The 14,172-nt window shown below is 67.2% G+C and carries 12 protein-coding genes; 7 read left to right on the top strand and 5 right to left on the bottom strand.

What is annotated here, in order from left to right; translation table 11 throughout:
• Positions 1-81 precede the first annotated feature (81 nt).
• From QO207_RS19845 to QO207_RS19830, 4 genes are all read left to right on the top strand, one after another.
• Complete coding sequence (locus QO207_RS19845) at positions 82-2,643, top strand: TonB-dependent siderophore receptor (RefSeq protein WP_301534032.1); 2,562 nt, start codon at positions 82-84, stop codon at positions 2,641-2,643.
• A 142-nt stretch (positions 2,644-2,785) separates the two neighbouring features.
• Positions 2,786-3,310: a sigma-70 family RNA polymerase sigma factor gene (locus tag QO207_RS19840; RefSeq protein ID WP_301534031.1), complete on the top strand. Its 525-nt coding sequence runs from the start codon at positions 2,786-2,788 to the stop codon at positions 3,308-3,310.
• Positions 3,307-4,248: a FecR domain-containing protein gene (locus QO207_RS19835; RefSeq protein ID WP_301534030.1), complete on the top strand. Its 942-nt coding sequence runs from the start codon at positions 3,307-3,309 to the stop codon at positions 4,246-4,248. Before QO207_RS19840 ends, QO207_RS19835 begins: the two co-directional genes overlap by 4 nt.
• 108 nt (positions 4,249-4,356) lie before the next feature.
• Positions 4,357-6,852: a TonB-dependent receptor gene (locus QO207_RS19830; RefSeq protein WP_301534029.1), complete on the top strand. Its 2,496-nt coding sequence runs from the start codon at positions 4,357-4,359 to the stop codon at positions 6,850-6,852.
• A gap of 11 nt (positions 6,853-6,863) precedes the next feature.
• Here QO207_RS19830 and QO207_RS19825 read toward each other — a convergent pair whose 3' ends face one another.
• A complete protein-coding gene (locus QO207_RS19825) occupies positions 6,864-7,109 on the bottom strand; it encodes a DUF1127 domain-containing protein (protein ID WP_301534028.1) in 246 nt (81 codons plus the stop codon).
• A gap of 111 nt (positions 7,110-7,220) precedes the next feature.
• Between QO207_RS19825 and QO207_RS19820 the strand changes: the two genes are divergently transcribed.
• A complete protein-coding gene (locus QO207_RS19820; protein WP_301534027.1) occupies positions 7,221-8,729 on the top strand; it encodes a FlgO family outer membrane protein in 1,509 nt (502 codons plus the stop codon).
• A gap of 10 nt (positions 8,730-8,739) precedes the next feature.
• Here QO207_RS19820 and dmpG read toward each other — a convergent pair whose 3' ends face one another.
• From dmpG to QO207_RS19800, 4 genes are read right to left on the bottom strand one after another with little or no spacing between them, the layout of a single operon-like run.
• Positions 8,740-9,774 (bottom strand): 4-hydroxy-2-oxovalerate aldolase, encoded by a 1,035-nt coding sequence (dmpG, locus tag QO207_RS19815; protein WP_301534026.1) that lies wholly within the window; start codon positions 9,772-9,774, stop codon positions 8,740-8,742.
• Positions 9,775-9,786: 12 nt separating this feature from the next.
• On the bottom strand, positions 9,787-10,695 hold the full coding sequence (locus QO207_RS19810; protein ID WP_301534025.1) for an acetaldehyde dehydrogenase (acetylating): 909 nt from the start codon (positions 10,693-10,695) through the stop codon (positions 9,787-9,789).
• A 9-nt stretch (positions 10,696-10,704) separates the two neighbouring features.
• The gene (locus QO207_RS19805) at positions 10,705-11,496 is read right to left on the bottom strand and encodes a fumarylacetoacetate hydrolase family protein (RefSeq protein WP_301534024.1); all 792 of its coding nucleotides are present in this window, start codon (positions 11,494-11,496) and stop codon (positions 10,705-10,707) included.
• Positions 11,493-12,320 (bottom strand): alpha/beta fold hydrolase, encoded by an 828-nt coding sequence (locus tag QO207_RS19800; RefSeq protein WP_301534023.1) that lies wholly within the window; start codon positions 12,318-12,320, stop codon positions 11,493-11,495. Before QO207_RS19800 ends, QO207_RS19805 begins: the two co-directional genes overlap by 4 nt.
• A 452-nt stretch (positions 12,321-12,772) precedes the next feature.
• Here QO207_RS19800 and QO207_RS19795 point away from each other — a divergent pair, with 452 nt between their 5' ends.
• A complete protein-coding gene (locus tag QO207_RS19795) occupies positions 12,773-13,543 on the top strand; it encodes an SDR family oxidoreductase (protein ID WP_301534022.1) in 771 nt (256 codons plus the stop codon).
• A gap of 4 nt (positions 13,544-13,547) precedes the next feature.
• Entirely contained in the window at positions 13,548-14,024 is a 477-nt protein-coding gene (locus tag QO207_RS19790; protein ID WP_301534021.1) for an SRPBCC family protein, read from the top strand.
• The last annotated feature ends 148 nt before the right edge of the window (positions 14,025-14,172 follow it).

Genomic DNA, 14,172 nt, shown 5'->3' with positions numbered 1-14,172 from the left:
GTTGGTGATTCTGATTCTCGCTCGACAAGGACAGTAGAGGCGCAGAGACGCCGCAATCTGCCAATGGAGAAGAGCGCAGTCATGTCAGGCAACCACCCGCAATTCCGTCGATCCCGGTTCCACCCCATTTACCTCTCTCTGAGTGGCGCCCTGAGCGGCGCCCTGCTCACCGCGCCGGTGGCTGCGCTGGTCGCCGCGCCGAGCTGGGCACAGAGCGTCCAGGCCGAATACGCCTTCGACATCCCCGCCGGCCCGCTGGAAGACGCCATCGCGGCGTTCTCCGATACCGCAGGCGTCACCGTGTCCTACGAGCCCGGCGCAGCCCACGGCCGGCAATCGCCAGGCGTGCGCGGGCGCTTCGCCGCCGGCACGGCGCTGATGCTGCTGCTCGACGGCAGCGGCCTGCAGGCCTCGCAGCGGCAGGCCGGCAGCTTTACGCTGCAACCGCTGAACCCTGCTGCGCAGAATGCCCTGGAGATGAGCGAAACCGTGATCATGGGCCAGGGCATGGGCGAGGTGACGGAGAACTCCGACTCCTACACCACCGGGCTGGTCAGCGTCGGCTCCAAGACCCCGGTGAGCCTGAAGGAAACCCCGCAGAGCGTGTCGGTCGTCACCCGCAAGATGATTCAGGACCGCAACCTGACGACCCTGCCCGAGACCATGAAGAGCACGCCCGGCATCACCGTGCGCAATGGCAGCTACAACTCGCAGCAGTACTATTCCCGCGGCTTCCCCATCGACAACCTGCAGATCGACGGCGCGGCTCCGATGGACATCGGCAGCGGCATCGGCACCTTCTACAGCAACCGCCAGTACGACATGGCCGGCTACGACCACGTCGAAGTCCTGCGCGGCGCCAGCGGCCTGCTCGGCGGCACCGGCGACCCCGGCGGCATCGTCAACCTGGTGCGCAAGCGCCCTCTGGACCACTACCAGCTCAAGCTGGAAACCTCGGCCGGCTCCTGGGACAACTACCGCAGCGAAGTCGACCTGACCGGCCCGCTGGCCTTCGACGGCCGGCTGCGCGGGCGCATGGTGGCGGCCTACACCGACCGCCAGTACTTCATGGACAACCGCAGCACCGAGCGTCCCTACCTGTTCGGCACCCTCGAAGCGGACATCAGCGACGCCACCCTACTGACCGTCGGCGGCAGCTACGACAAGGTCAAGGAAAACGGCACCGGCGACGGCCTGCCGCGCTACAGCACCGGCGGCGACGTGCACCTGCCACGGCACAGCTGGTACACCAGCAACAGCGCCTGGGCCGATAGCTACACCCGCGAATGGTTCGCCAAGGTCGACCACTACCTCGACGACAACTGGAAGCTCAACAGCTCCTACACCTGGTCCTATAACGGCTCGACCACCGAAGGGGTGATCCCCTACGGCTCGGTGGACGAAACCACCAACACCGGCCCCTACTGGTGGGGCAGCTACATCGAGAGCTGGAGCGAGCAATCGGTGTTCGACGTCAACCTGTCCGGCCACTTCGATGCCTTCGGCCGCCAGCACGAGCTGCTGCTGGGCGCCGACTACCAGAAGGTCACCAGCCGCTGGAGTTCCGCCCAGGGCATGATCGACAAGGGCGGCCTGATCGACCTCTGGGACCCGTCGTCGACACCGCTGCCGAGCAATGACTCGAACCACAACCTGTTCCGCGACTATTCGCCCAACACCCGCGAGCAGTACGGCGTCTATTCGACCCTGCGCCTGCAGCTGAGCGACCCGCTCAAGCTGGTGGTCGGCGCCCGCGCCCAGCGCTACAAGTTCGAGCAGGCCTACAGCATGCGCAACAGCGACGGCAGCGGCCCCTGGGTACTGCAGGACAAGGTGGCGGACCGCGAGCCGACCACCCTGGTGCCCTTCGGCGGCCTGATCTACGCGCTGGATGACAACTGGTCGACCTACGTCAGCTACTCGGAAGTGTTCAAGCCCCAGGCGCAGAAATTCAAAGGCCCCGAGGACGCTCCCAGCTCCATCGAACCCATGACCGGCAAGACCTACGAGACCGGCATCAAGGGCGAGCTGCTGGACGGCAAGCTGAACCTCAGCGCCGCGCTGTTCTACACCCAGCGTGAGCACCAGGCCGCCACCGACCCGAACTACCCCAACCCGCCGTTCAGCTACAGCGGCTCGTGCTGCTTCGTCGCCCAGGACAAGATCACCAGCAAGGGCATCGACCTGGAAGCCACCGGCGAGATCGCGCCGGGCTGGGAAGTGCTCGCCGGCTACACCTACAACCAGGTGCGCAACGACACCGAGGAAACCCTCTACAGCACCGTCACGCCCAAGCACCTGTTCAAGCTCTGGACCGCCTACACCCTGCCGGGCGATTTCGCCGCGTGGCGTGTCGGTGCCGGCGTGACCACCCAGAGCCCGACCTACGTCAGCGGCACCGCCTATCGCTTCGATGCCAATGGCAACACCATCGACAGCCGCGCCTACGACTTCAGCCAGTCCGGCTATGTGGTCTACGACGCCCTGGTCGAGTACAAGGTCGACCAGCACTGGACGCTGGCCGCCAACGGCAACAACCTGTTCGACCGCCGCTACTACGCCAGCGTCGGCACCTCGGAGTACGGCAACTACTACGGCGAGCCGCGCAACTTCACCCTCACCCTGCGCGGCGTGTTCGACTGACCACAGCCGGTGCCCGACTGGGGGTTCGTGTTCCCCCAGTCCACGGCACCCGGCTGATCAATCCCTTCGCCCTATTCCCAAATCCCGATGCCCTCCCTACAATTGCGATTAATTCTTATCCGCACTAGAAAGGGAGTTCGCGGTGTCCGCAGTTCTGCCGCCCTCGCTACAGCACCAGCAGCTGGACAGCCTCTACCGCGCCCACAGCGGCTGGCTCACCGGCTGGCTGCGCAAGCGCCTGGCCGACCGCGACAAGGCCGCGGACATCACCCACGACACCTTCCTGCGCCTGCTCACCGGCACCGTCGCCCACCCACTGCGCGAACCCCGCCACTTCCTCGCCACCGTGGCCAAACGGGTGATGATCGACCACCTGCGCCGGCGCAGCCTGGAACAGGCCTATCTGGAAGCCCTGGCGCGGGAACCGGAACTGCAGGCCTGCTCGCCCGAACAGCAACTGCTGGTGCTGGAAACCCTCCTGCAACTCGACGCCATGCTCGACGGCCTCGGCCACAAGGTGCGCCAGGCGTTCCTCCTGGCCCAGCTCGACGGGCTGGGGTACGCGGAGATCGCCAGGCGCCTCGGCGTGTCGGTCAGTTCGGTCACCAAGTACATGGCCAAGGCCACCGAGCAATGCCTGTTGTTCGCCCTGGATGCCGAAGCATGAGCGCTGCCAAGCAGCGCCTGGCCCTGCGCGACGCCGCTCAATGGCACGCACGCCTCGGCGCTGCTCCGGGCTGCGCGGCCACCCAGGGCCAGTGGCAGGCCTGGCACCAGCAGGACGCCCTGCACCAGTGGGCCTGGCAGCGCCTGCAGAACTTCCAGGCGGAACTGGCCGGGCTGTCCGGGCCGCTGGCGCGACACACATTGCTGGCAGGCGAGCCGCGCCTGGATCGCCGCAGCGTACTCAAGGGCCTGCTGCTGGGCATCGGCAGCGCCGGCCTGGCATGGTCCGGCTACCGGCAGATGCCGGTGTGGATGGCTGACCTGCGCACGCGCACCGGCGAGCGCCGCAATCTGACACTCGACGACGGCACGCAGATCGCCCTGAACACCGCCAGCGCCGTGGACATCCGCTACGACGCCAACCAGCGCCTGATCATCCTGCGCGCCGGGGAAATCTGGCTGCAGACCGCCAAGGACCCGCGCCCACTCAAGGTGCGCAGCGCCCAGGGCGAGATGCGTGCGCTGGGCACGCGCTTCAGTGTGCGCCAGTTCGACGACCACACCCAGCTCGACGTCTTCGAGCACGCCGTCGCCGTGCGCAACGCACCGGAGCGCGCCGAACTCATCGTGCAGGCCGGCAGCCGCCTCGATTTCGGTGCCAGCCCCCTGCCCGACCCGCGGCCCTCCAGCCCGCAGCAGGCCGACTGGCGCAACGGTCGGCTGGTGATCGACGACTGGCCGCTGCAACGCGCCCTGGAAGAACTGCAGCGCTACCGGTCGGGCTTCATCCAGTGCGCCCCGGAAGTCGCCGGCCTGCGCGTCTCCGGCGCCTTCCCGCTGGATGACAGCGACCGGGCACTGGCCGCCATCAGCCAGGCGCTGCCGGTACGCATCGAAACCCGCACGCGCTTCTGGGTCCGCGTGCAACCCCGCAGCTGACGGGCTTCCGGACCTTTTCGAAAAATATTCTCATTGCCGATTGTCGATTTGCAGCCGCTCGCACGACTCCTTCTGCAAAACAGCCTCAAGGCATCCGAAGGAGTCTTCATGTTCCGCGCCACCCGCCCGCTTTTCCGCTGCGTACCCCATTCCCGCAAACCGCTGGCCATCGCCATCCTCGGCGCCAGCCTGGCGTTGCAGGCCGGCGTGCTGCAGCCCCTGTTCAGCTCCGGCAGCCAGGCTGCGGCCGCGTCGGCTGCCCGCCAGTACGCCATCGCCCCAGGCCCGCTCGGCGCCGTGCTGGGCCGCTTCGCCAGCGAATCCGGCGTGGTGCTGTCGTTCGACGCCGGGCTCACCAGCGGCCTGCACAGCCAGGGCCTCAACGGCAGCTACACGCTGGAACAGGGCTTCGCCCAGCTGCTGGCCGGCAGCGGCCTGAAGGTCACCCGCGGCGACTCCGGCGACTACCTGCTGGCACCGCGCGGCAGCGACGACGTGCTCGAACTGGACGCCACCAGCATCACCGGCCAGTCCCTGGGCGCCACCACCGAGGGCAGCGGCTCCTACACCACCGGCAGCTCCAGCACCGCGACGAAGATGAACCTGTCCCTGCGCGAGACGCCGCAGTCGGTGAGCGTGATGACCCGGCAGCGGATGGATGACCAGAACCTCGCGAGCCTGCCCGAGGTTCTCGAACAGACGCCCGGCATCACCGTGCAGAACCTGGGCAGCGAGCGCTTCAACATCTACTCGCGCGGCTACTCGGTCGACAACTTCCAGTTCGACGGCATCCCCACCACGCTGGATATCGTCAGCCAGGTCTCGGCGCAGAGCCTGGCCGACATGGCGATCTACGACCGCGTCGAAGTCCTGCGCGGCGCCACTGGCCTGATGACGGGTGCCGGCGACCCGTCGGCGACCATCAACATGGTACGCAAGCGCCCCACCGCGCAGTTCCAGGGCCACGTCAGCGGCGGCCTCGGCTCATGGAACAAGTACCGCGGCGAGGTCGACCTGTCCGGTCCGCTGACGCCCACCGGCAACATCCGTGGACGGACCGTGCTGGCCTACCAGCAGAATGACAGTTTCATGGACCACTACCACCAGGAGCGCGAGGTCTACTACGGCATCCTCGAAGCCGACCTCACCGACAGCACCCTGCTAACCCTGGGCATGGATTACCAGAAGAACAAGCCCGAGGGTTCTTCCTCGGTGGCCTTCCCGCTGTTCTACAGCAACGGCGAGCAGACCGACTTCTCCCGCTCCACCAACAGCGCCGCGCGCTGGAGCTCCAACCAGCAGAACACCCTCAACAGCTTCCTCAGCCTGGAGCAGAAGCTCGACCACGACTGGTCGCTGAAGGCCTCGCTGAACCAGATGTACATCGACCGCAGCGACTACGAACTGGCCACCGCCAGCTGGGGCTTCCCCGACAAGGTCAGCGGCGAAGGCGTGCGCCTCTATGGCGGCGCCGGCAGTACCTGGCAGAAGCAGACCGGCGTGGACCTGCAGGCCCAGGGACCGTTCGAGCTGTTCGGCCGCCGTCACGAGGCCATCGTCGGTTACAACTACTCGAAGTACGAGAACCGCCACAGCCCGCTGCGCGGCACCGCCGTCGAGGGCCGCTACGTCAACTTCTACACCTGGGACAACTACACCGCGCGGCCCAACACCTCGCTGGGCAAGCTCTATGACGGCGACACCACCATCTACCAGCGCGGCGCCTACTTCGCGACCCGCCTGCGCCCCACTGACGACCTGTCGGTGATCCTCGGCGCCCGCACCAGCGACTACGACTACACCTACGACCTGAGCTACGTCCTGACGCCCGCCTCGAACCGCGTCACCAAATACAAGGAAAGCGGCGTAGTCACGCCCTACGCCGGGGTGGTCTACGACCTCGACGACATCCACTCGGTCTATGCCAGCTACACCAATATCTTCAAGCCGCAGAGCGTGCGTGACCGCACCGGTGCGACCCTCAAACCGCGCGAGGGCGACAACTACGAGATCGGCTTCAAGAGCGAGTACTTCGGCGGGCGCCTGAACACCAGCGTCGCGGCCTTCGTCATCAAGCAGGACAACCTCGCCGAAGCGGACCCGGGCCAGGTCGTGCCGGGCACCACCACGGCGGCCTACCGCGCCGTGAACGGCGCCACCACCAAGGGTTTCGAGATGGAGCTGGAGGGTGAGCTGCTGCCCAACTGGAACCTCAGTGCCAGCTACAACCACAGCATCACCAAGGACGCCGACGGCGAGCGCATCAACAGCGTCAGCCCGGCCAACACCGTCAAGCTGTGGAGCACCTATCGCCTGCCCGGCGAGCTGGACCACCTCACCGTTGGCGGCGGCATGAACTGGCAGAGCGGCATCCACTTCACCGCGACGCCGTCCGGCCTGCCCGGCACGGTGAAGGCCCGACAGGACGACTACGCAGTGTTCGACCTGATGGCCCGCTACCAGCTGACCGACCAGCTTTCCACCACGCTCAACGTCAACAACCTGTTCGACAAGAAGTACCTGAGCGCGCTGGATACCACCTTCTACAGCGGCTACTACGGCGACCCGCGCAACGTGATGCTGAGCACCCGCTACGACTTCTGAGGCCGCGACGCTCAGCCACGCCAGAACGGCTTGGCAATCTCGGCCGCGACCTGCGCACGGGTCAGGCCGATGTCCTCGATCAGGTAGGGATTGGCCCGCGCCATCCGCGCCAGTTGCCGACGCAACTGGACGCGCGCCTGCCAGAGGGCGAACAACTGGCCCAGCGCAGCAGGGCTGGGGCACAGTGGCGGAGCTTGGCGCAGCAACTGCGTCGAGCTGATTTCCATCCGCTCGCCTGTCATCGCGCTATGGTTCATCACAGCCTCCTGTACAACCCTCCACGGGTTTAGCAGGAGCATGGCGAACGCCGGGCGCGCGGTCCTTAAGCGCGTCCAAAGCATTGCGAAAACTTGCAAACGGAGACCTTCATGGCGCAACCGGGCTTTGCCTTCGGCGACTTCCTGCTCGATACTCGAGCGGGCACGCTCACGCGCAATGGCGCGCCGGTCATCCTGGGCAATCGCGCGCTGCAGCTGCTGGCGGCGCTGCTGGAGCGGGCCGGGGAAGCCATCTCCAAGGCCGAGTTGCTGGAAGCCGCTTGGCCCGGCCTGGTGGTCGAGGAAGGTAACCTCACGGTGCAGATTGCCCAGCTGCGCAAGGCCCTTGGCCCGGCGGCGGACGGCGGCCAGTGGATCGTCACGCTGCCGCGGGTGGGCTATCGATTCAGCGCGGCAGTGCGGCAGGTCGCGGCGCTGGAGCCGGTCGCGCTGGCGTTGCCCGAACAACCGTCGATTGCCGTGCTGCCCTTCGTCAACCTCAGCGACGACCCGCAGCAGGCCTTCTTCGCCGACGGCCTGAGCGAAGACCTGACCACCGAACTGTCCCGCGCCGGCGGGCTGTTCGTCATCGCCCGCACCTCGGCCTTCGCCTACAAGGGCAAAGCCATGGACGTGCGCGAGATCGCCCGCCAGCTGGGCGTGCGCTACCTGCTCGAAGGCAGCGCCCGGCGCGCCGATGCACGCGTGCGGATCAACGCCAAGCTGCTCGACGCGAGTACCGGCGAGCACGTCTGGGCGGAGCGTTTCGAGAGTGACGTCGAGGACCTGTTCGACCTGCAGGACCAGGTCTGCGGGCAAATACTCCAGGCCCTGCTCGGCCACTTGCGCAGGCCATTGCCGCGCAACCGGCCGAATAACCTGGAGGCCTACGAACTCTGCGTGCGCGCCCGCCAGTTGATGGACGATTCGCCACTGGCGGCCAAGGAGGCGCACCTGCTGCTCAGCCGCGCCATCGCCCTTGACCCGCAGTACGCCGAGGCGCGCCGCTGGCTGGCGATGAACCACTGGATGGGCTGGATACACAGCGGCGGCCCGACACCGCAGGAACGCGAAACCGCCCTGGCGCAAGCCCGCGAGGCGGTGGCCATCGACCCCAACGATGCCGGCTGCCGCTGGAGCCTGGCCTACCTGCTGACCTACGAGCGGCAGTACGCCGAAGGCGACGCGCAGTTCCAGCGCGCCATCGAACTGGACCCCAACGACGCCGACGCCTGGACGGCATTGTCCGACGTCAGCGTGCTGGCAGGGCGCATCGACGAGGGCCTGGAGCACATCCGCCGGGCGCTGCGCCTCAACCCCTTCCCCGCCGGCTGGTACTACCTGACGCTGGGCCAGGCGCAGTACGCCGTCCGCGATTACCTCGGCGCGATCCACACCTTGCGCCGCGAGGAAACCTACCGCAGCAGCTCGCGCCGCTTCCTCGCCGCCAGCCTTGCCCAGCTGGGCCGGCTGGAGGAAGCGCACGCGGAAACCGAGTTGTTCCTGGTGGGCAACCCGGCCTTCAGCATCCGCCACTGGGTGGCCACCGAACCGCTGCGCGATGCGGCCGTGCGCGAGCACTTCGTCGAGGGCTTCCGCAAGGCGGGCCTGCCTGACTGAGTGCTGTGCCTCAGGTCGGCAGCAGTCCGGCCTTGGCCGCCATGGTCAGTGCCAGGTCCTCGATCATGTCTTCCTGGCCACCCACCGTGCCGCGCCGCCCCAGTTCCACCAGCAGGTCGCGGGCAGAGATCGCATAGCGCGCCTCGGCGCGCTTGGCGAACAGCAGGAACGAGCTGTACACCCCGGCATAGCCGAGGGTCAGCGCATCGCGGTCGAGGCGGATCGGCTGGTCCATCATCGGCACCACGCGGTCTTCGGCAACATCCATGATGCCGTAGAGGTCGACACCGCAATCCACGCCCATGCGCTTGAGCACCGCGACGAAGACTTCCAGCGGCGTGTTGCCCGCGCCGGCGCCCAGGCCCGCGACCGAGCCGTCGATGCGCACCGCGCCCGCTTCGATGGCGGCCAGGGAGTTGGCAATGGCCATGCCCAGGTTGTGGTGGCCGTGGAAGCCGATCTCGGTACTCGTTTTCAGCTCGGCGCGCAGCAGGCCGATCTTCTGGCTGACCTCGGCGGGCAGCATGTAGCCGGCTGAGTCGGTGCAGTAGATGCAGTTGGCGCCGAAGCTTTCCATCAGCCGCGCCTGCTCCAGCAGCTGCTCGGCGCTGACCATGTGCGCCATCATCAGGAAGCCCACGGTGTCCAGCCCCATCTCGCGGGACATGCCGATGTGCTGCTCGGAGACGTCCGCCTCGGTGCAGTGGGTCGCCACGCGGATGGTGGAGACGCCGCAGCCGTGGGCCATTTTCAGGTGCTCGACGGTGCCGATGCCGGGCAGCAGCAGCGCCGAGACCTTGGCCTGCTTCAGCCGGGGAATCACCGCCTCGAAGTACTCGCGGTCGGTGTGGGCCGGGAAGCCGTAGTTCACCGAGGCGCCGCCCAGGCCGTCGCCGTGGGTGATCTCGATCAGCGGCACGCCGGCTTCATCCAGGCCGGTGGCCACGGAGACCATCTGTTCCAGGCTGATCTGGTGGCGCTTGGCATGCATGCCGTCGCGCAGGCTCATATCGTGCAGGCGCACGCGCTTGCCTTGCAGGTTCATGGATTTCTCTCCTCAGCGGGCCGGCAGTTGCAGGACGCCCTGGTGGGCTTGTTCGGCGAACATCTCGGCGGTGCGCAGGCCGGCGGCGGTCATGATGTCGAGGTTGCCGGCGGACCTGGGCAGGTAGTCGCCCAGGCCTTCCACCTCCAGGTACACCGAGACGCGATTGCCTTCGAACACCGGGCCGTTGATCAGCTTGTAGCCCGGCACGTAGCGCTGCACCTCGCGGATCATCTCGTGCACCGAGGCGCGGATGGCGCCCTGGTCCGGTGTGCCGGCGGTCAGGCAGTGGATGGTGTCGCGCATCATCAGCGGCGGCTCGGCCGGGTTGATGACGATGATCGCCTTGCCCTGTTTCGCCCCGCCCACCTGCTCGATGGCGCCGGCGGTGGTGCGGGTGAATTCGTCGATGTTCTTGCGCGTGCCCGGCCCCACCGAACGGGAGGACACGGTGGCGACGATCTCGGCGTAATCCACCGGCTGTACCCGCGACACCGCCGCCACCATCGGGATGGTGGCCTGGCCGCCGCAGGTGACCATGTTGACGTTCATCGCCAGGTTGCCGGCGTGCTCGGCGAGGTTCACCGGCGGCACGCAGAACGGGCCGATGGCGGCCGGTGTCAGGTCGACCATGATCACGCCCAGGGCATTGAGCTTGCGGCTGTTCTCGGCGTGGACGTAGGCGGAAGTCGCATCGAAGGCGATGCGGATATCGTCGTCCAGCACGTGCGGCAGCAGGCCGTCGACGCCGTCGGCAGTGGTCTTCAGCCCGAACTCGCGGGCGCGCGCCAGGCCGTCGGAGGACGGGTCGACGCCAACCATCCAGACCGGCTCGATCCAGTCGGACCTGCGCATCTTCATCAGCAGGTCGGTGCCGATGTTGCCGGGGCCGATGATCGCGGCCCGAAGTTTCTTGCTCATGGATGACTCCTATGCACGGAAGGACACCCGGGCGCTGCCCAGGCCGTCGATGTCCAGGTCGAAACGGTCGCCCGCCTGCACCGGCTCCAGCGGTACCAGCGAGCCGGAGAGGATGATTTCGCCGGCCTTGAAGGGAATGCCGAAGGCGCCCAGGGTGTTGGCCAGCCAGGCCACGGCGGTCAGCGGGTTGCCCTGCACGGCGGAGCCCAGGCCCTCGCTGATCGGTGCGCCGTTCTTGAACACGCGCATGCGCAGGTTGGGCAGGTCCAGCTCGCGCGGGTCGCGCTCCACCTCGCCGAGCACGAACACGCCGCAGGAGGCGTTGTCGGCCACAGTGTCCTGGATGCGGATCTTCCAGTCGCGGATGCGCGAATCGACGATCTCGAAGCAGGCCATCACGCACTCGGTGGCAGCCAGCACATCGGCTTCGGTGACGCCTGGGCCCCTGAGGTCATGCTTGAGGCGGAAGGCGATCTCACCCTCGGCGCGCGGCTGGATCAGCCTGTTTTCCGCCAGCGAGATGTCGGCGCCATTGGCGAACCACATCCTGCGGGTGATGAAGCCGAAATCCGGCTGGTGCACGTCGAGCATGCGCTGCACGGCCGCGGAGGTGACGCCGATCTTCTTGCCGACCAGTTCGTCACCGTCGGCCAGGCGCAGCTGCAGGATCAGGTGGGAGATGCGGTAGGCATCCTCGACGGCGATCTGTGGCCAGCGCTCGGTCAGCGGCGCCACGCTGCGGCCGTCGGCCAGCGCGCGGTAGAGCTCCTCGGCGTACTGCTGCTGGAGTGACTGGCTCATGCCGGGGTCTCCGCCAGGAAGGTCAGCACTTCGCGGTTGAACAGCGCGCGGTGCTCGACCATCACCCAGTGCCCGCACTCGCTGAGCAACACGAAGCGGATGTGTCGGCAGGCCTCCATCAGCGTCTGTACGCCGCTGGCGGGGCAGAACTTGTCGTTCATGCCCCAGAAGCCGAGGATCGGGCAGTTCAGCTCGGCCAGTTGCGCCGACAGGTTCGGCACCTGCATGCGGGTCAGCACGCAGCGCGGCTGCTCCTTGACCACGGCGACGCGCTCGTTGACCGTCTCGTCGCTGATCTGCGAGGGATCGAAGAGCTGCAGCGAGAGCAGCCGGCGCATACCGTCGACATCGTTCAGCTCACCGTTGGCGAAGGCCGCGCCCATCTTCTGGATGCCTTCCATCTGCAGGTAATACTGCTCCTTCTCCATCAGCCCACCGGGGGCCATCAGCACCAGGCGCGCGATGCGCTGTGGCTGGTCGAGGGCCATCTTGATGGCGATGGCCCCACCCAGCGAGTTGCCCACCAGGGTGCAGCGCGGGATGTCCAGGGCATCGAGCAGGCCGAACATCGCCTCGACGAAGAAGTCCAGGGTGTAGTCGTTTTCCGGCTTGTCGCTGCCACCGTAGCCGGGCAGGTCCGGCACCAGCACGCGGTGGCCGGCGGCGGCGAAATCCGGGTAGTTCTGCTTGAAGTTGCTGTGGCCGCTGGCACCGGGGCCGCTGCCATGGATGAACAGCACGGCGTCGCCGCTGCCGCTGTCCAGGTAATGCAATCGGAGTCCGTCGTTGAGGGTGACGAAGTGCCCTTGCGGCAAGGCGGCCATGGCGTCGCTCCTGGCAGTGGAAGGTGCCGGGATTATTCGGGCGTCTTGGCGGCGGGCACATCGTCCGAGAGGACTACGGGGGCCCCGGCGAGCACCGATCGCTCTTCGTAGGATGGTGTGGAGCGCAGCGATACCCATCAATTTTCCTCGCGCCACCGCATGGGTATCGCTGCGCTCCACCCATCCTACGCTCCGGCGTTTCAAGGGAAGCCCGTGCTCAGCCAGACGTAGGGCGCATAACCCGGAACGGGTTATCCGCCGCCGCCCCCACGGCGGATAACGCTGGCGCGTTATGCGCCCTACGGATTTGCCAACCCTGTGAGCGAACCGGACCGGTGCAGGAGCTCGCGGGCATCGCCCGTGTCTAGAAACGCGTGCCCCTAGTCCCTTCGGACGTGGGCGCCATATGTCGCCGCGCCTAGGCTGCAAGCCTTCCCCATCGAGTAGCGGACATGACAAGAACAGTGGATTTCAGCGGCCAGGTGGTGCTGGTCACCGGCGGCGGCAAGGGCGTGGGCCGTGGCATCAGCCAGCGCTTTCTGGAACAGGGCGCCGAGGTGGTGATCTGCGGACGCGAAGCGCCTGACCACCTGCCCGAACACCAGGGCCGAGAAGCCTGGTTCATCCCTTGCGACGTGCGCGACTTCGAGCAGTTGCAGGCACTGATGGCCGCCATCGACGAACGCCACGGGCGCCTCGACGTGCTGGTCAACAACGCTGGCGGCGCCCCCCACGCCGATGCGGCGGATGCCTCGCCGCGCTTCTCCGAGGCCATCGTCCGGCTCAACCTGCTGGCACCGCTGAACCTCTGCCAGCTGGCCAACCAGCGCATGCAGCAACAGGTCGGCGGCGGCGCGATCATCAATATCTGCAGCGTCAGCGCTACCCGGCCTTCCCCCGGCACCGCCGCCTATGGCGCGGCCAAGGCCGGGCTGCTCAACCTGGGGCGTTCGCTGGCAGTGGAATGGGCGCCGAAGGTGCGGGTGAACGCGGTGATCGGTGGGCTGATCCGCACCGAGCAGAGCCACCTGCACTACGGCAACGAGGATGGCCTGCAACGCGTAGCCGCGACCATACCGCTGGGGCGGCTGGCCGAGCCGGGCGACATCGGCGATGCCTGCCTGTACCTGGCCTCGTCGCTGGCGGCGTATGTCAGCGGCGCCGAGATCGCCCTGCATGGCGGTGGCGAACGTCCGGCCTTCCTCGAAGCAGCACAGGGATAAGATCATGCTCAGCGCCCGTCACGAACTCCTACTCGACCTCCCCCCTGATGCTGCCTGGGCGCGCCTGCGCGACCTCAGCCTGGCGCCGCACTATGTGCCGGGCCTGACCGGCTGCGACTTCCACCCCGGCCCGCGCGAAGGCCTCGGCGCCAGCCGCCGGGTGCGGATGAAGCGCGGCTTCCTTGATGAAAGCGTGGTGGACTGGCGCGAAGGCCAGGGCCTGGTGCTGCGCCTGCACCGCGCCGAGCAGGGCCCGCCCTTCCCCTTCCGTGTGGCCAGCTTCCGCTATGCGCTGCATCCCGCTGACGACGGCCGCACCCGCCTGTGCCTCAGCCTGGACGGCGACCTGCGTGGCGGGCGGGTTGGAGAATGGTTGCTGGCGGGTGTGCTGAACAAGACCGTGGCGAAGATCGCGGTGAACCTCAAGGCGTTCTACGAAACAGGCGAAAGCCAGAATCCGGATTACTCATCCGTCCCATGAGATTGGCCATGCGTAGGAGCGGACTTCGTCCGCGATCAGTCCGCATCGCGCCGGATGCCATCGCGGACATGCCATCTCGGACAGAGTCCGCTCCTACGAGGCGCCAAGCCCACCTGTAGGAGCGAGCTTGCTCGCGAACCAACCCTGC

The organism is Pseudomonas sp. CAN1 (genome assembly GCF_030462585.1).
Lineage (GTDB): Bacteria > Pseudomonadota > Gammaproteobacteria > Pseudomonadales > Pseudomonadaceae > Pseudomonas.
Note: the sequence above shows the minus strand (reverse complement) of the source record. Positions and strands in the feature narration are given on the sequence as shown.